General features: G+C 35.9%; 13 protein-coding genes. 2 read left to right on the top strand and 11 right to left on the bottom strand.

Features of this window, described 5'->3' with window-relative positions; translation table 11 throughout:
* The 11 genes from ACOZBY_RS06455 to ACOZBY_RS06405 all read right to left on the bottom strand — a co-directional run bounded on the left by ACOZBY_RS06455 (position 1) and on the right by ACOZBY_RS06405 (position 16,587).
* Positions 1–828 carry a cytochrome C assembly family protein gene (locus ACOZBY_RS06455; protein WP_031419310.1) on the bottom strand — a complete coding sequence of 276 codons (828 nt, stop codon included), beginning with the start codon at positions 826–828 and terminating at the stop codon, positions 1–3.
* Between the two features lie 173 nt (positions 829–1,001).
* On the bottom strand, positions 1,002–2,366 hold the full coding sequence (gene hemA, locus ACOZBY_RS06450; protein ID WP_012295484.1) for a glutamyl-tRNA reductase: 1,365 nt from the start codon (positions 2,364–2,366) through the stop codon (positions 1,002–1,004).
* Positions 2,367–2,562: 196 nt separating this feature from the next.
* The gene (locus tag ACOZBY_RS06445) at positions 2,563–5,484 is read right to left on the bottom strand and encodes an S-layer homology domain-containing protein (RefSeq protein WP_012295485.1); all 2,922 of its coding nucleotides are present in this window, start codon (positions 5,482–5,484) and stop codon (positions 2,563–2,565) included.
* Between the two features lie 18 nt (positions 5,485–5,502).
* Positions 5,503–6,951: an S-layer homology domain-containing protein gene (locus ACOZBY_RS06440; RefSeq protein ID WP_422761818.1), complete on the bottom strand. Its 1,449-nt coding sequence runs from the start codon at positions 6,949–6,951 to the stop codon at positions 5,503–5,505.
* Positions 6,952–7,156: 205 nt separating this feature from the next.
* Positions 7,157–8,815 (bottom strand): hypothetical protein, encoded by a 1,659-nt coding sequence (locus ACOZBY_RS06435; RefSeq protein ID WP_036217267.1) that lies wholly within the window; start codon positions 8,813–8,815, stop codon positions 7,157–7,159.
* A gap of 145 nt (positions 8,816–8,960) precedes the next feature.
* Positions 8,961–9,134: a YjfB family protein gene (locus ACOZBY_RS06430; protein WP_012295488.1), complete on the bottom strand. Its 174-nt coding sequence runs from the start codon at positions 9,132–9,134 to the stop codon at positions 8,961–8,963.
* A 135-nt stretch (positions 9,135–9,269) separates the two neighbouring features.
* A complete protein-coding gene (gene yihA / locus ACOZBY_RS06425) occupies positions 9,270–9,851 on the bottom strand; it encodes a ribosome biogenesis GTP-binding protein YihA/YsxC (RefSeq protein WP_031419314.1) in 582 nt (193 codons plus the stop codon).
* Between the two features lie 4 nt (positions 9,852–9,855).
* A complete protein-coding gene (lon, locus tag ACOZBY_RS06420; protein WP_031419316.1) occupies positions 9,856–12,180 on the bottom strand; it encodes an endopeptidase La in 2,325 nt (774 codons plus the stop codon).
* A 229-nt stretch (positions 12,181–12,409) separates the two neighbouring features.
* Positions 12,410–13,681 (bottom strand): ATP-dependent protease ATP-binding subunit ClpX, encoded by a 1,272-nt coding sequence (clpX, locus tag ACOZBY_RS06415; protein WP_008180649.1) that lies wholly within the window; start codon positions 13,679–13,681, stop codon positions 12,410–12,412.
* A gap of 513 nt (positions 13,682–14,194) precedes the next feature.
* Complete coding sequence (gene tig, locus ACOZBY_RS06410; RefSeq protein WP_012295491.1) at positions 14,195–15,484, bottom strand: trigger factor; 1,290 nt, start codon at positions 15,482–15,484, stop codon at positions 14,195–14,197.
* Between the two features lie 119 nt (positions 15,485–15,603).
* Positions 15,604–16,587: a DUF3196 family protein gene (locus ACOZBY_RS06405; protein ID WP_031419319.1), complete on the bottom strand. Its 984-nt coding sequence runs from the start codon at positions 16,585–16,587 to the stop codon at positions 15,604–15,606.
* 213 nt (positions 16,588–16,800) lie between these two features.
* On the opposite strand from ACOZBY_RS06405, the gene ACOZBY_RS06400 reads away from it, so the two are divergent.
* Positions 16,801–17,265, top strand: coding sequence for a hypothetical protein (locus tag ACOZBY_RS06400; protein ID WP_012295493.1), 465 nt, complete (start codon positions 16,801–16,803; stop codon positions 17,263–17,265).
* Between the two features lie 237 nt (positions 17,266–17,502).
* Entirely contained in the window at positions 17,503–18,345 is an 843-nt protein-coding gene (locus ACOZBY_RS06395) for a DUF2785 domain-containing protein (RefSeq protein ID WP_036164365.1), read from the top strand.
* The last annotated feature ends 537 nt before the right edge of the window (positions 18,346–18,882 follow it).

Genomic DNA, 18,882 nt, shown 5'->3' with positions numbered 1-18,882 from the left:
CTAATACCATAAATGGAATCGCGATAAACTACTTCCTAAGAAGAAATTCACAACAACTAATAGATAGGCATAAATATGTACCCATGCATAAGTTGTACCTGTCAGCTTGCTTTTGCGATTCACATATAAGATAAAGCAATACAAAATTAAAATAATGAAGGACCCTATGATTTTTGCATCGAAAATCGAAAGACTTTCTAATGTTAATAATGCCCATTCAAACCCTAATATTAAACTTATAAATAGCATTGGGATCCCAATAAAGAATGATACATTCATCCAGTTGCTCGTTTGCTGTAAAGATGGCAGTCTTGTCCATAGATGCGACCACTTTTTCTTCTTCAATAAACGATATAAAACTAGATATAATATGGCAAACACAAATGTTAAAGTGAATGCTGCATATGACAAAATTGCAAATGATATATGAATAAAAAGCATTTCCGAAATTAAAGTATCTCCGACAGTCCCAGTAGGACGTTTAGGCATAAACGTAAATATACTAGCGAACAAAAATCCTAATATATTTATAATAAATACCGGCAAGTCTACTCTTGCAATACAGTGCAGGATAATGGATAACGTCACAAGTAACCAGGAATAAAAGAGGATCCCCTCAGACAAAGATAAGATCGGAAAGCGTTTTGTTTCCACAAACGTTAAAATAATAATGGCACCTTGAATCATCCATACAAATGAAACAAGCCAGAAAGCAATGCGCCTTGCTCGTACTTGCTTATAAAAATAATCAGTAAAGTAAAAAACTAGACTGATTGCATACAAGACGATCATCACCTCATAAAGCCTTGTCATGGTCAAATCCGCCAATAGACATCCCTTCTTTGTAGTGAAATTGTAATGCTGAAATAAGAAAACAAAAAACGTTTTCGTATCCTAAGTTTACCATACAGATACGAAAACGCCTCATGTAATATCAGTAGAGAATCCAATTGCATAAAACCACTTCGTACAGCTTCAGTGTACAAAACGCAATAGATAATTTAGAAAGAATACTTTGGTTCAGCAGAAGTTTGAGTTGCCTGTGCGCGTTCTTTACGCTCAAGCTCTTGCTTCGTCATCTCTTGAACTTCAGCTTCCACAGCTTCTTCTATACCAAAAATTTGTTGGAATAAACGTAACTGTTCATTTGCTTTTGGAGAATTGGCCATTTCTTTAGCCTGTAAGATTGGCTCTTTTAATAATTGATTAATAATTGATTTTGTATGTTTACTTAAAATTTTACGTTCACGTTCCGTTAAATCTGGCATTTTGTTCTCGATACTAGTCATCGTCTCTTCTTGAATACGATTTGCTTTTTTACGTAATGCAGAAATCACAGGTACGACACCAAGTGTTGACACCCAGTCTTTAAATTGAATCACTTCATGCCCAATCATATCCGTAATATCAGCAGCAGCACGTTCGCGCTCAGCTAAATTGGCTTCGACAATTCCTTGTAAATCATCAATATCATACAAGAACACATTTGGTAAATCGCCAACACGTGGATCGATATCACGAGGAACAGCTATATCTACCATAAATAACGGTTTTCCTTTACGCAAACGTTCGACAAATTGCATGAGCTCATAATCAATGACATAATCTGTTGCACCAGTCGATGTAATTAAAATATCTGCTTCTAATAAGGAACATTGTAATTCCTTCATAGATTTAGCTTGACCATGGAATTTTGCGGCTAAGCTTTCCGCTTTTTCAAACGTACGATTAATCACGGTTACTTTTCCTACTCCACTGCCGTAGAGATTTTCAATCGCAAGCTCCCCCATTTTCCCTGCGCCTAGAATAGCTACATGCTTACGTTGTAAAGAGCCAAAAATTTTCTTTGCTAATTCTACTGCTGCATAAGAAACGGATACCGCATTCTCGCCGATAGCTGTCTCATTATGTGCTCGCTTTGCAAATGTTACCGCTTGTTTAAATAGTTGATTGTAAACCGTCCCTGTCGTGCCAATCTCTTGTCCACTTAAAAAGCTTTTTTTTACTTGCCCTAAAATTTGTGTTTCACCTAGAACCATTGAATCGATCCCAGCTGTCACTTTAAATAAATGTTCGACTGCCTCATCCTCTTCACGAATTGTTAAATACGAAGAAAATGTCTCCACAGGCAAGTCAAACCAATCTGCTAAAAATTGTTTCACAAAATGACGTCCAGTATGCAATTGATCCACAACAGCATAAATTTCTGTACGATTACATGTCGAAACAATAACGTTTTCTAATATACTTTTCTGCTTTTGCAGCGCTTCCATTGCCTGAGGTAGTTCACTCTCAATGAATGATAACTTCTCTCTTATTTCAACAGGCGCTGTTTTATAATTCAAGCCTACTACGATGGTATGCATGAATAACACCTCACACGTTCTAATTCACAAATCTCATTATAGCACAGTTCGACAATAGTTCATCTATAATTTGTGAACATGTCATGAAGAACCGCATTCCGTTACCTACATTAGAATTATTATAAACTAAGTGTAACAAATTATACGTTTTGTTTCAAATTAAAAAACTGCCCCTAGATGGCGGCAGTTTTTTCCATTAATTTGTGATGGAAACAGTTTTCATTGAAATAATATTTCCATCTTTATCGTATGCGATTAAGTCAATCTCATTGCTAACTTTAAAGTCCTGCATAGTTTGTACTGTTTTCGTTAACATAAACACATGATCACTACGTTTTAGCAACTCGAATTGTACATCTCCACTAATTGATTTGTAACGTACATTAATCTTCGCAACGTTTGGACAATTACCATCAATACGAGCGCTCATTGTGAGATAGCCTTTTCGTAATGACACATTGGCTTCTTCAAATAAATCATCAGGATTGATACAGCTTGATGCTGGAGTTTTACATAAAATAGCATCAATCAACTTTTGGAACACCTGATGCAATTGTAAATTATCAAGCGCATGATAATAAGCTCCGCCTGTTTCTGTAGACAGTTGCATTAACGTAGCATCATTTATTTGTGATTTCTTGCCCATACTCACGGTATATATTTTTACACCTTGCTTTTTCGCATCATTAATAGCTTTTATCATTTTTGATTTGCTTGTTTTCCCATCAGATACAACCACAATAGCCTTAGCTGTTTTTGTATCGTTTGAGAATTTCGTTAATGCAATATCAATACCTGCAAAAATATCTGTAGCACCTTTATCTTTAGATGCTTTATAGAGGTCCTTCTTCAATACCGCATCTGTTGTACCCTCACCAAGAATTGTTGCCTTTGTGTTGGTTTCGATAACAATGTTATTTTTCGCCTTCAATTGATTGATGAATTCAATCATTTTCTTACCACGATAATTCGTTGGATCAACAGCCTTCATAGAAGAAGAATAATCCACTACATAAGCCATTTCTGTTGCTAATGAGCATGAATTTTTACTGAAGTTCGGATTAGTGAAAATATCTTTGGTCACTGTTTTATCTTTTAAACCCTTCAAAATCGTTGCATAGCGAGGGTCTATTGGATTGACAAGGGTTGCTTCTACTTTGGATTTCCCATAAATAATGGAATCAAAGTATGCAACAGCCGTACCTGGACTACCTGTATTGTTTAATGGATCTGAAGTATTCGTAATAAATGAAGCTGTTTTTTCTACTCCATCAAACTTAATTTTCACTGTTCCTTGATAATCCGTAACAGGTTCTCCACCAGGACGAACTAAAGTCACCATGACTTTTGTATATCGATCCTTGCCAGATGGTCTAGAAGCAGCATCTGCACTTTCTTTCAATGCCTCTACTCGTTTTTTATAGGCCTCTACTTGTCCTAGTAGCTTCCCGCCTTGATATTTTAATAGTACCGTACGATCATAGTTACTTAAGTTTGTAAAGATAGAATAAATTTTCATGACACTATCATAATGTTCTAGTGTCAATTTTTTTTCTTCTGGCATATGGTTCATAAGCTGGATGATGGCTCCAACTGGGTTAATGTTCTCTACCTGAGAGGCGATAGCATCATCAATACCTTGAACACGATAAATCGGACGACCATCTTCAGAAATCATATACATAATTTCTGTTTTAGCTGGGGATGTTACAGAGTTATCCAAACGACGATTTAAAAGTTCCTCAAATAGATAAACAGAAATATTGTAGTTTTCAAATTGTAAAATAGCATTTTCATAGCCTAGGGCTGGATATCTAGAATCTGAGCCTCCGTAACGTAAATAGACATTTTGTACATTACCTAAAGCGTCTGTTACATTAGTTTGCTGCCCAATACTAAATAGCTTTTTATCCCCATCATACTTCAATGGAACTGGTGCGTACACATCAATTAAGTTTTGTGTGAAGAACTCTGGCAATTTCTCATATGGGACATATGGTGGTGTCACATTGCCATTATCATCATCTGTATTTGTAGGATCATATACTTGGTAATCAATACGCAATTCTGGTTGTGGTGAATAACGCACCTCTGCTTTTAATTTTTGCCCAACAAGACACTTCATTGCTGGATCAGTGTTATTAACTAATTCAAAGGAAATAATGTCACGAGCAGATTTCATTAATTTTGGTGCTACAACAATAGCTGACACAGTTGAACCATCAGATTGGACAGTTCTAACTGCTTCACCGGAAGTATCGATAATCGTACCGTAATTTGAAGTCACACGGAATGTATAGGATTTATCATCCGCAATAGGATCACCATTACAAGCCTTTAACGATACCGTCACAAGTGTTGAATCCACTTCATTCGCAATTAAATCAGGTTTTTCCACCACAATACTTTGCAATGCATTATTTACATACTCGGGTCCAGTAAAATCATTGGAATTATCCTTTGGTTCTTCAAAATCAGCACTATTGGAGCCCATAAACCCTGGTGGTAACGTAATGCTATCATTATCACGGCCAGCCGCACTACGTGTTAATCCTTGTACTGCAAAGTTACCATTTTGAACTGCTCTGTATAAGAATGTTGCGACATCACCACGCGTTAATTTTGTTGATGGATTAAAGCTTGCAAATGTCTTTTTGCCTGAACTACTTGTAGATAAATTATTTGAATATAAATATTGAACTGCCTGTGGTTCATCTAAATCCACACCTTTAAAAGCAGCATATATTCGTGCAAATTGACCCCGAGTAATCGCTTTTGATCGATTAGCATTTACGTGCGTTCCATTAAACGGTAAATAAAAGTCACTATAAAAGTTATAAGCCACACTATCGATATAAGATAATGCGTAGTTGCGGTCTAGCTTAGCAAACATAAGGACAAGCTCTCGATCTGTCACTTGCTCATTTGGTAAAAAGTTATTGGCATTGTTCAAAGACATCAATTCATTGTCAACAGCCCAAGAAATGGCTTTATAGTTGCTACTATTTGTCGGAACATCTCTAATTGTTGTTGCTGCTTGTGTAACAACAGGTGTTGCTGTCATCAAGAGAAGCATGAAGCACAGCATAGTAAGCCATGCTTTTTTTATATATGTCATGGTAGTTCAGCCCTTTCTTTAGTTAAAGAACAATATGTCATCACGATAGTTTTGTTTTAAGTCGTCCTCCAAATATTTCAGGAATCGTTCTAGGACAACGGAAGCTTCTGCACGAGATAGCGGCTTATTTGGATTAAAACGTCCGGCAGAATCGCCAATCATCAATCCAAGCTCATTGGCGATATAGATACCATCTCTTGCATAGTTCGGAATTTGATTGTCATCAGTAAATTTCGTTAAATAGCCAGGATTCGGCGCTCTATTTTCTAGTCCTAAGGCACGAACAAAGATAGTAGCAGCCTGTGCTCTTGTGATAGCACCATTAGGCATGAAATAATCGGCAGAAACCCCTTTAATGATTCCTTTATTTAAGGCTGATTCAATATAGGAATAGTCTTTAGTCGATCGTTTTAAATCCTTAAAGACACTTGCAGTAGGAGCCTTTCTTGATTTCTTCTCTTCAAACACGCGTAAGTCAACTGCTTTACCAATAGCTGTAGTAAAATCAATACGTTTCATTGGCGTTTTAGGTGAGAAGAAATTGCTTGAATCCGAATAAATACCTAGAGAATAAAGTTTTTCAATTGCTTCTTTCGCATAATGGTTTGTTAAATCCCGGAATTTAGGAATAATAAGGCGTTCAATAGTTGGCATATATTCTGTATCTAAATCTAGTGTGCCTTTTTGTCCTGAAGCTAAATTATAAGTGTATTCCGATATAACATCCTTTTCACTGACAACAGCATATCCACCTTCGAAGCTGCCTAAAGTACCTAGATTCTCCTCGTAATTCAAGACACGTGATTTACTTGTAGATACACGATTTTTCACATGGCTTGTCTTACCATCACTAAATGTATAAACAGACTCTGAAATTTGTGTTTCAGTTGCACCCCAAAAGTTTTCATAGCCTGCATGTCTGCTATCAGTTTCAATTGTAATCGTGTTTTTAACCGCATTTTTCCCTTTGCCAGTTTCATAAGCATAGGTCTTTCTCGAAATTACATTTCCCGAGTAATAATCAGAAGCTGCGCGATTATCTGTAACAGTTCCTTGGGAAAATTGATAATCGACTAAAGAATAAGTAATCGATCCGATAGTAATTTTTTCAGTATATTTCTTAACCTCTCCATTAGAAGTTTTCTGACCAATACTTGCATAATCCACAACATCTGACTCATAGGCAATGTTTCTTGTTAATGTAGCGCCATTGTTGCCAGTTAACTTCATACTATACGTTTCAGTTAGTTTGCCCTTGGATTCTTTTTGTGAAATTTTAATATCTTTGCTTGTTCCTTTAAAAATAACAGGTGACCCTGAAAGAAATATCGCTTCCTCATATGTATATTCATTTTTCACGGCACCCGTTGTTTCTAATGAAGCAGCAGAAGCACTGAATGGCGTAATCGAATTAATGACAAAAATAGCCAGAACGACTAACACTAATTTTGACCAATGTTTTTGCATGCGTTTATCCTCTCTTTCACTGTACATAAAGTGAATCATGATGCTAGCTTTAAACTCTAAAACAAAAATCTGCTTATCCTTCGAAAGTATTGACAATTTTAGCCTATAAGCCTAAGCGAAGAATTCTTTTTAATCAGGAATACATCGCCTTTTTTGCTAATACTGTTCGCATTAGACTCGCAGATTTTTTAATTTGTTATTTACATTAATCTACTAAAATAAAATGTCCCTTCACAAAGCGATCCGATAATACAACTAAACGATCCGATGGCTGTAAATCAGAGGCCTGAATCACTTTGCCTGCTTTTATCAGTGTCGCTTGGTCAATATTCATATTAATCATCTCACCTGCTTCATACCAACGGCCATTTTGCCATTGACTAACACTCTTAACATTAATGACAGCAGGGTACGTTGATTTCACAGATTGCAACTTCCCTGTAAGCATTAATGGTGCAACAGGCTTCGCATTATCTAAAATATGAAGTGCTTGTACATGGCCATCCTTCACATAGAAGTAACCATAATGGCCCTCGGATAAATAAAGTTCAATATCAGGCATAACACTATAGGTTCTATTTCCGTCATCAACTTTTGCCTTTGTTGAATTACTTACAGAAAGTACAGTACGATCCGTTTTCTTGAAAACATTGGATTCAATTTTCATAGCATCATCAATTTCAATCAGATATCCATCAGCTTGAGATAATCGTCCATAATATAATTCATGACCAGCTAAGTTTGGTGACATAAAGCTATCACTCGTCACTTGCACTACCTGTGCATAATGATCACGGGCAGCACCATCTGCAATCACAAATGCAGTACCATAAGCCATAAGCCCCGTTGGTTCAATTAAACGTCCATTACGAATTAAAATAGTTCCGTTATGGAAATACATTGAACCCGCTGTTTTAAGCTTTAACAGTTTGTAATCTGTATCCACAGATAGCATTGGTTCATAATAAGTGCGCTCATTGTTTTTTAATACTACAATTTTCTCTATAACTTCTTTTCCAAATTGTTTTACAGTCGCGTAGTATGCTTCACTACCAATATAATTTTTAAGTTGACCCTTCTCTACTTTAGTATTTCCAACATATATTGGCACCTTGGAAGTAAAAGGCATCGTTGAAAGGTCTGTAGTAATTTTAGAGCCAAACTGCCAGTTAACAAAAGCATGTTGATTTTTGACAGTTAATTTATTGGCATTAGGGTTTACCGCTTGTATTTCGCCTTTATATAGGTTTTCTACTAGAGTACCCGTTTCACTTATCGCTATTTTAGTAACGATAGAAGTATTTTTATTCTTCAAGCTCAATTTAATTCGATCTCCAACATACAGTGCACTGATATCTGTTGCTGATGAGCTTTTTTGATAAACGGTTTCTTTATTTATATAATAGATAGATTCTGCACCAACATCTGGTTTTACCATAATAAATAATCCATTAGGATCAATACTCGTTACAACACCAGCAATTGTTGTACTGTTGCCTCCAGTCGATGGAACATTCGTTTCTGTTGGTAAATTTGATTTCCCTCGTAGTTCCACCACACTTCTTAAAGAAATGTCAGCTTCCACTTCCATACCCAGTTTAAAACCTTCTATAGTTGTGGACGTATTATTAATAAATAATCGAGTGTTCTTATTGATATTGTAGGTTACAGTACGCCCTCGATCATTTTGCAATGTCACTTTACTAAGCTGCTTTTCAATCGTGCCATCTGGTTTTGTATATTCTGAATATGTTACATCGACAAAGGTACCAGTCACTAGTTGGGCTGCCTTAGCTGTTTGGTTAAAGGAAAAAACTAGAACCATTAGTAACATAATCGATAGTATGTATGAATACTTTTTCAAAACTGCTGCCTCCTTGCTAAAATTTAGTCATGAATAGTATATCGTATTATTGGTAGTTTTTCTCATTCATAAAGTTACAATTTCTATCGCTACCCGTTAATTTTTAAAAGTAGAGGTAGCTTTCAATTAAAGCTACCTTTCCTGCTCAGACCTGAACATCAATTGTATGTCCAGCTGTCGGATGTGGAGCATCTAACATTTCAACTAATTGTTCTGTGTTTTGCTGTTGCATCTCCATCGCTTGTTTTGTTACAGCTAAAGATACATTTTGCATAAGTGTTGCTTGATTCATTGCCATCGATAAAGCTGCTATATCCATACAGTCCACCTCCTATCTACCTTATCGGTCAAATATTTAATTTCTCAAGTATATTCTCCAACTTTCTCTCCATACCTTATACAAAAATAAAAAGCATCTACAGTCCTAATCAATAGAACCAATAGATGCTTTTTTTTACATTCTATTTTCGATAGTTCGCCAAGCCTCTTCAAAACCAAGGCCTGATTCTGAAGAAAAGACAATAAGTGGATCATTTTTTTCCATCTCCAATGTCTCTTTGACAATTTTTTTATGCTTATCCCATTTACCTTTTGGAATTTTATCTGCCTTTGTTGCAATCACAATGCAAGGAATATTATAATGCTTTAAAAAATCATACATCATGCGATCATCTGCCGTTGGAGGATGACGCAAATCAACAATTTGTACAACTGCTTTTAATTCTTGGCGCCCTGTAAAGTAACGCTCAATCATTTTTCCCCACGCTTCACGCTCTGATTTCGAAACCTTAGCATAACCATAACCTGGAACGTCTACAAAAAATAATTGTTCTTCGATTTTATAGAAGTTAAGTGTTTGTGTCTTACCTGGTTTTGACGAAATACGCGCTAAAGCTTTACGTCCGATCATTCGATTAATGAAGGAAGATTTCCCTACATTTGAACGACCAGCTAATGCAAATTCTGGCAGTCCATCTTCTGGATATTGGTCTGGTCTTACCGCACTAATGACCATTTCGACATTATGGACTTTCATTTTTCTAAATACCTCCGTCCAGTGCATAGGCTAATACTTCATCTGCCGATGACACTAGTTTAAATGTAAGTTGCTCACGGACACTGTCAGGAATATCTTCTATATCGCGTTCATTATCCTTTGGACAAATAATAGTCGTTAATCCTGCACGATGAGCACTTAATGTTTTTTCTTTCAAACCACCTATAGGTAGTACTCGACCACGTAATGTGATCTCGCCTGTCATCCCTACTTCCCTGCGAATCGGTCGGTTAAGAATTGCAGAGACAATGGCTGTTGCCATTGTAATACCTGCAGATGGTCCATCTTTAGGGACAGCACCTTCTGGAACATGAATATGAATATCATGTGTATCAAAGTATTCTGGATCTACTTGAAGCTGCTCCATTTTTGTTCGAACATAGGATAAAGCAGTTTGAGCTGATTCCTTCATGACATCTCCCAGCTTACCTGTTAGTTGCAATTTGCCTTTTCCAGGGGTTAAGGATACTTCAATTTGTAACGTGTCGCCACCAACTGTTGTGTAAGCAAGACCAGTTGCAACCCCTACTTGATTTTCCTTTTCAGCCTGTCCATAACGGAAACGGTGTTTACCAAGCAATTCTTGTAAGGATTTTGAGCTAACCGTCACTCGTTTTTTCTCACCAGAGACAATTATTTTGGCAATTTTACGACATAGCGTAGCAATTTGACGTTCTAAACCACGTACCCCAGCCTCACGTGTATAATAACGTATTATATCAATTACTGCTTCATCTTTAATAACAACTTGTGTCTTTTTCAAACCGTGTTCTTTCAATTGCTTAGGAATTAAATGATTATTTGTAATTTGCGCTTTTTCAATTTCTGTATAGCCCGCTATAGAAATTACTTCCATACGATCTAACAATGGCCCTGGAATACTACTTAAATCATTGGCAGTGGCAATAAATAGGACATTAGATAAATCATATGTTTCCTCGATATAGTGATCACTAAATGTATTGTTTTGCGCAGGGTCTAAAACTTCTAGCATTGCTGCTGCAGGATCTCCTCTGAAGTCATTAGACATTTTATCAATTTCATCTAATAAAAATACCGGGTTAATGGTACCAGCCTTTTTCATTCCTTGGATAATACGACCTGGCATAGCGCCGACATACGTACGACGGTGCCCACGAATTTCAGATTCATCACGAACCCCACCTAATGAAATACGAATAAATTTACGATCTAAGCTTTCCGCGATGGAGCGAGCTAATGAAGTTTTCCCCACCCCTGGTGGTCCCGCTAAGCAAAGTATTGGGCCACGAAGTGAATTTTTCAACTGACGTACAGCTAAATATTCAAGAACCCTTTCTTTAACTTTTTCTAAGCCAGCATGATCACGATTCAAAATGTTCTCAGCATGATCGATACTCATACGATCCTCAGTTGCATTTGTCCAAGGTAATGAAATGAGCCAATCGATGTAATTTCGGATAACGCCACTCTCGGCACTAGCACTTGGAATTTTTTCATATCTATCTAATTCTTTTAGTGCCACTTCTTTTGTCGACTCTGGCATCCCAGACTCATCAATGGATTTTCGTAATTCGGCTACTTCACCCGTTTTTCCTTCACGATCGCCAAGCTCTGTTTGGATAGCCTTCATCTGTTCACGTAAATAGTACTCTTTTTGCGTGCGCTCCATCGATTGCTTTACTTTTGAATTAATCTTCTTTTCCAGATCGAGTACTTCTTGCTCATCATGCAAACGAATAATTAAGTGATCTAGTCGTTTTTTTACATTTAGCATTTCCAATACTTCTTGCTTATCTGCAATTTTAAAAGGCAAATGTGATGCAATAATATCTGCTAAACGTCCAGGTTCCTCAATATCTGCAACAGTGTTGATGGTTTCGGCTGTTATTTTATTAGATGATTTGGCATATTTTTCAAAATACGTTAAGAGTGTACGCATTAAAGCTTGCGTTTCCACATCCTTATCCAACAAATCCTCTTTTACATCAATATCAACCAATGTATAATTTTCTAGCGCATGATAGTTTTTCCAAGAAGCACGCGCAACTCCTTCAACTAAAATTCGCAACGTACCATTTGGTAATTTTAACATTTGTTTGACATAAGCCATTGTACCAATCGCATATAAATCTTGTTCTTCTGGCTGTTCATCGTGCATTTCCTTTTGTGTTACCAATAAAATCATCTGGTCCTCTAACATTGCCTGTTCTAGCGCCGCTACAGAACGATTTCTACCCACATCAATATGTAACACCATCGATGGGAATACTAAAAGTCCACGTAAAGGTAATAATGGTACATTTGTTGTTTTTTGTATAGTTACCATGCGGGTATTCACCTCCGTCAAAATTTTCATGTTCAATTCCCGCGCTACTAGTATGTGTTTAAAAAACTGATTCACACTAGTTATTGAAACGAGCCAAAAATTTCTACAAGTCAGTTGGCCAATATGTAAGAATGAATAAAAAGCTGACTGTCGATATGTGCGAACATTGCACAATCGAAGTCAGCTAATTACTCTTTATCTCATAACGGTAGACAGCCAATTCTATACGCTATGCTGAAGTTTTTGTGTCGCTACCTTCATCGAGTTCAGTGCCATCTTCAAGAAGCAATTTCGGTTTTTCTTTATCCGTAATTGTTTTTGCAGTAATGATACATTTTTTTACGTCTTCACGTGAAGGCAGTTCGTACATTACATCAAGCATCGTTGACTCAATTATTGAACGAAGACCACGTGCACCTGTTTTACGCTCGATTGCTTCCTTCGCAATTTCCGCAAGCGCACCTTCATCAAACTCAAGCTCAACACCGTCTAGTTCAAGCATTTTCTGATATTGCTTAGCTAGTGCATTTTTAGGCTCCGTCAAAATTTGTACAAGTGCAGCTTCATTTAATTGCTCTAGGCTAGCTAGTACTGGTAATCGACCAATGAACTCTGGTATTAGACCAAATTTCAGTAAATCCTCAGGAATCAGCTTAGACATGATAGAACCTTCATCTACGTCCACTATATTCGGATCTGATCCAAATCCAATTATTTTTTCACCTTGGCGACGTTTAATGATGGATTCAATACCATCGAATGCTCCACCTACAATGAATAGAATATTGGTTGTATCGATTTGTAAAAACTCTTGATGAGGATGTTTTCGGCCACCTTGTGGTGGAACACTTGCAACAGTTCCTTCTAAAATTTTAAGAAGTGCTTGTTGAACACCTTCGCCAGAAACATCACGTGTAATGGATGGGTTTTCTGACTTACGTGCAACTTTATCAATTTCATCAATATAGATAATACCTTTTTCAGCGCGTTCGATATCATAATCTGCTGATTGGATTAGCTTTAATAAAATATTTTCAACGTCCTCACCAACATATCCTGCTTCAGTTAATGAAGTAGCATCCGCGATGGCGAATGGAACATTTAATATACGTGCTAACGTTTGAGCTAATAAAGTTTTACCGCTACCAGTTGGGCCGATTAACACAATGTTCGATTTTGCCAATTCTACATCATCAATTTTACTGTTTGTATTGATGCGTTTATAGTGATTATAAACCGCAACTGCTAATGCTTTTTTAGCACGCTCTTGTCCAATTACATACTCATCTAAAATCGTTAGAATCTCTTTTGGTTTTGGAATATCTTGAAATTCGATTTCCTCTTCTACACCTAGTTCCTCAACAACGATTTCTGAACAAAGCTCAATACACTCATCACAAATATACACACCAGGACCTGCTACTAATTTACGTACTTGTTCTTGTGGTTTTCCACAGAATGAGCATTTTAAATTGCCTTTTTCATCATTAAATTTGAACAATATGTTTCACCCCTATTCAAGCAACAATCTTACAAGATTATTGAACCTTTATCAAATAAATTGTCTGCATCATTTACGCCTTCGCATTCATGCAAGTAGATTATAACGTCATGTTGTTTACTTCCTTCGCCGTCTGCAGCATATTTTTCAGGAACCCATTTGCGTAACCTTTCGTTACCTAAGGTCTCGGTTCTTCACTACTGACACATAAGATTCAAGCTGTCATCAACTACTGATTTCTCGATCAGCTACATAGCTTTTTATTTATAAATCTACTACATTCATCTACAAAGGCTTTGTTCATTCGAAGATATGTTGATTGTTAATGTCCTTATGATCTTACAGAATGAAGTTAAATGAGCATCGTGTAAAAATAAAAACAATACTATGTATGTGAAGTGTAAAGTGAGTCGTACTAAACTTTAAGGGGACTGATTTTTAGTTGATGTGATAAAACAAGGCACGGTTTAATGCCGTACCTTGTTTTTTTTAGCTATCTAATTACATAAAATCTTATTCAGTAATTTTAGCGTTTTCTACTAAAAACTCAACTGTTTTTTGGATTTTGATGTCGTTTTCAAGTACTGCCGTACCACCTAAAGCACCTGTGATTTGCTCTTTAGTCATGTTGAATTGAGCAGCCATTTTTTCTAATTCTGCTTCAATATCAGCTTCAGTTGCTTCAATTTTTTCAGCTTCAGCAATCGCTTCTAGTGTTAAAGATACACGTACACGGCTTTCTGCTTCTTCTTTCATTTGACCACGTAAATCTTCTTCTGATTGACCAGAGAATTGGTAGTATAAATCTAAGTTCATACCTTGTGTTTGTAGACGTTGGCCAAACTCTTGTAACATACGATCAGTTTCAGAGTTAATCATACCTGCTGGTACTTCAAACTCAGCATTTTCAGAAGCTTTTTCTACTAGCTCATCACGAAGAGCTGCATCAGATTCAGCTACCTTTTGTGCTGCAGTTTGTTCTTTAATTTTAGCGCGTAAAGCTTCTACGCTTTCCACTTCTGAATCTAATTCTTTTGCGAATTCATCATTTAATTCAGGAAGAACTTTTGTTTTAACTTCTTTCACTGTTACTTTGAAAGTAGCTTCTTTACCTGCTAATTCAGCCGCATGGTATTCTTCTGGGAATGTAACAACTACATCTTTAGATTCGCCAGCTTTCACACCAGTTAATTGCTCTTCAAAACCAGGAATGAAAGAACCTGAACCGATTTCTAGTGGGTAGTCTTCACCTTTACCACCTTCAAAAGCTTCGTCACCTACGAAACCTTCGAAATCAATTACTGCTGTATCGCCTTCAACGATTGCTTCATCTTCTTTAATTTCTAGTTCAGCTTTACGAGCTAATTGCTCTTGAATTTGAGCATCTACTTCTTCATCAGTTACTTCAACTGGAAGCTTAGCTACTTCTAGACCTTTGTAGTCACCTAGTTTTGGTTCTGGTTTAACTGTTACTTGTGCAGTGAATGAGAAATCTTGACCATGTACAAAGTTTTCTGTACCTGCGATTTCTGGGTAATCAACTGGCATAATTCCAGCTTCATCGATTGCCTTTGCATAAGAATCAGGAACGATAATTTCTAATGCATCTTGGTATAAAGATTCGATACCAAAACGTTGTTCGAACATTTTACGAGGCATTTTACCTTTACGGAAACCTGGTACATTAATTTGTTTTACAACTTTTTTGAACGCTTGGTCCATTGCTGCATCTACTTCTGCAGCTGGTACTTCAATTGTAAGAGTACCGATATTACCTTCTTGTTTTTCCCATTTTGCTGACATGTATAAATACCTCCAAATAAATAATCAAGTTTAGGATGTTAGACAATTCATTCGTAACTACGATTTTGACAACCATTTTAGTATAACATAGATGTGTATAGTTTCAACTTTTTTCATGCCTAATGTAGTTCTGTTAGCTTTTCTAACATTTGTAAAAAGTCTACGATTTCATCATCCATTTCTTTCACATTTCCTAGCATTGATGATACAAAATCTATATAACTATAGGCTACATCCTCTGCCACAAAAGGATGCCATTCAAAGGGAAATGTGACAATAGCATGTTTCGCCATTAAATATTGTACCATTTCTAACGTCGTTGGGTCTTGTGCCAACTTATCTTCAATTATATTTTTTATTTCACCATATTGTGGTAATTGATTAGGTAACGATAGTTGTGCTGGGTTTATCGTTTTTGAATGCCCTAATTTCGAAACCATAATATCCATTGAAACTTCCTGTTCAACTAATAAGATTAAAGCCAAGCTCTGGACAAAAGGATGAACGGTCGAACTTTCAATAATTTCTTGCAATGCCGTTTTTAATTGCCTTACATTGGTATCCATCAGACGATGTAATTTTATAGATTGCTCATTGGCTGTTAGTGCACTGAATTTTTCTAGTTCATATTCCTGCTCCTCAATAAACTGTTGCACATTTTCTTTTTTTTCAAGATTTTTAGATACTTCTCTATTAAGGTTTTTTAATCGTTCAAATTTCTCCACTTGATCACTTGGCAGTACGCTTTCCTCAAGGAGGGTTGTGATTAACGTCTCTACTTGATGGTATTCCTTCAGCTGCATACAAATTGTAATGTACAATTCCATGACTTCCACATACATGGTTGTCCCCATGGCAAAAAGCTGTTCACAAACACCTTTCGCTTTGTCATAATCCTTTAACTCGTATAGAGCAAAGGCATAAGCACTAAGTGCAAATTCATCACCCGTTTCATATATAAAGGCCTTTTCAAAACTTGCAATAGCTTTCTCATATTGATAATTTTCTGCAAACATATGCCCTTCACGTATTAATGTTTGGACAGCTCCTGGAAAAACAACAATATTGTCATGTTTAATGACATGACGCTTACGTTTTGTCATTCCCCTCACCTCCTCCGTTCTATTTTTCTTTTCAATTATTTACTAAAAATATCCACAAGTTTCTTATTTTTTACAAAAATAATTGTTTTTACATTCATATTTTGTAATAAAATGTATTATAATTACATTAGTCGAAAATCTATTACAACTTGCAGACTTTCTACACGGTTGTCTGCATCCAGAAAATCAAGTTCTTAACAAGGAGTGGAATACATGCAATTACTAGATACAATCACAGAATTTGACCATTGTATCTCACCTGCATTCGAGGCATTATCGATTAAAGTCATTTCATTTTCTACAGCGGACGGACCTACTCAAGATAGTCCGATTGAATTTGAATTTTTAACACGTACAAAAATTGATGTTTACACGCAAGAGGCTAGCACTTATCTTTTACGTATTCTTGGAACAATCCCCGGTTCTATTGCAATTGGACATCAAAATGAAACTCTTTCTATAATTCCTCAAAAAGTAAATATTGAATGTAATGACAAACTGTTACATGTTGACAAAAAAGATATGCATCAAATTTTACAACATCCTGAGCCGAATCGTCATTACAGTGAATGGCTTATTGATGCTATAAAAAATACCAATATTCTCGTTGAGCTGAAGACAAACCAACACTCACTGATTGAGTGGCCAATCGGTATAAAGTCAGCCGCCATAATATAGGTAGAGATAGACATACTTCATCGGTATGTCTTTTTTTGTTACTCCTATTTAAGCATTTCCATTTTGTTGCGTTTCTATCATAACAACTTTCTATAGCTTCTGGAAATAATATTATAGCAACTCTCAACATTAAAGTATTTGTATACTTACCGTCCATCAGGATTGCAAATTGGTCGATTTGCTTAAAAAAAGAGCTATAATAATAGAACAATCCTTATGATGGAGGCACATTTAAATATGAATTTAAAAGAAACACTACAATCTTTTTCTACCATGACACTGCATGAACGTCAGGCAATGATGAAGGACAAAGGAGAATGGCTCTTACAGGAAATGATGATTCATATTGGCTCAACTGATGCTGAATTGCGCGATCATTTAATTTATCGTACGTTTATTAATTTACTGAGTGATAATTTATTAAGCACACAACAATTACAATTTTTATTTGAAACAGCAACTAGTGATAACTCCTTATATTTACATATCGGAGAAGCGCCAACAGACAGTGTCTTTACTAGGTCATTCTCTGCATTGCTTATTGCAGGTTTGCTTGCAAAGGATGCCGAGATGCTTGTTTTAAAGGACGATGAGTTGCAACCGTTTTTTAAAAAAATTGGACGTTATCTATTATTAGAGCAAGATACAAGAGGTTACGTACAGAATAAAGGATGGGCACATAGTATTTCACATGGAGCTGATTTAGCCGCCATGACCATTAAACACCCAAAATTCGATTTGCAATATGCTCCGTCCATTTTACATGCACTAAAGCTTGCCACTTGGAAAGGTACAGTCTATGTTAACGATGAAGAAGAGCGATTAATTAACATCGTAGATGCTTTATTACAACAAAATTACTCGGAGGAAGCTTTGATTGAATTTGTTGAACAAGCCTTTGACAAATTTGAAATGCATTTAATGACTCAAGGTTATAACGAAAGCTTTTTTAGTGGGCGTACTTGTACATTAAACTTCATGAAGACATTATATTTTTCTTTAAAAATGAATAATAAAGCCCCTCTATTACAAAATACAATTTATGGACAAGTAGCCAAATGGCTAAAGCTTGGTGACTGACTAAAAAATGCTGATTCAATACGTTTCTTTCTCAAAAACATGAAAAATTTCTACCATACTAGCAAACTAAGACTTTTCTTAGTTTGCTTTTTGTTTTTCAAACAGAATATGGATATGTAAATTTATGTATAATCAAGAAAACTATTTGTTATATTAACATAATTAATAACACTCCCCATTTATTCCCTTTTCAATCATTCCTTTCATTGATAGTTCATCCTAATGTTTCCATACAAAGACTCTTTAGCTACTCCTTTTATATAAAAAAGGCAAATAAAAAACATTATTATGCCCGATGAGATACTGATTTTATTACAAAACAGCGTCCAAAATGTGAAATGCAATTTTTCATAAAAAAAACTATTTACTTAGTTAAACATGAAGAATCCAGTGTTTTCAACGTTTCCACAGTGTTTAATGAACAAAACCTTAAAATACCAATACTAAAATAACGATTTTTGTTCAAAAAATGTTCAAATTCAATGTATCTTTACTATCTTTTTCATAACAAAATTATGTTTTTTCTTAAAAACAGGG

It is taken from the genome of Lysinibacillus sp. NPDC056220 (genome assembly GCF_049315265.1).
Taxonomy (GTDB): Bacteria; Bacillota; Bacilli; order Bacillales_A; family Planococcaceae; genus Lysinibacillus; species Lysinibacillus pinottii.
The sequence above is the reverse complement of the archived record's forward strand: the minus strand, read 5'-3'. Positions and strand labels throughout refer to the sequence as shown.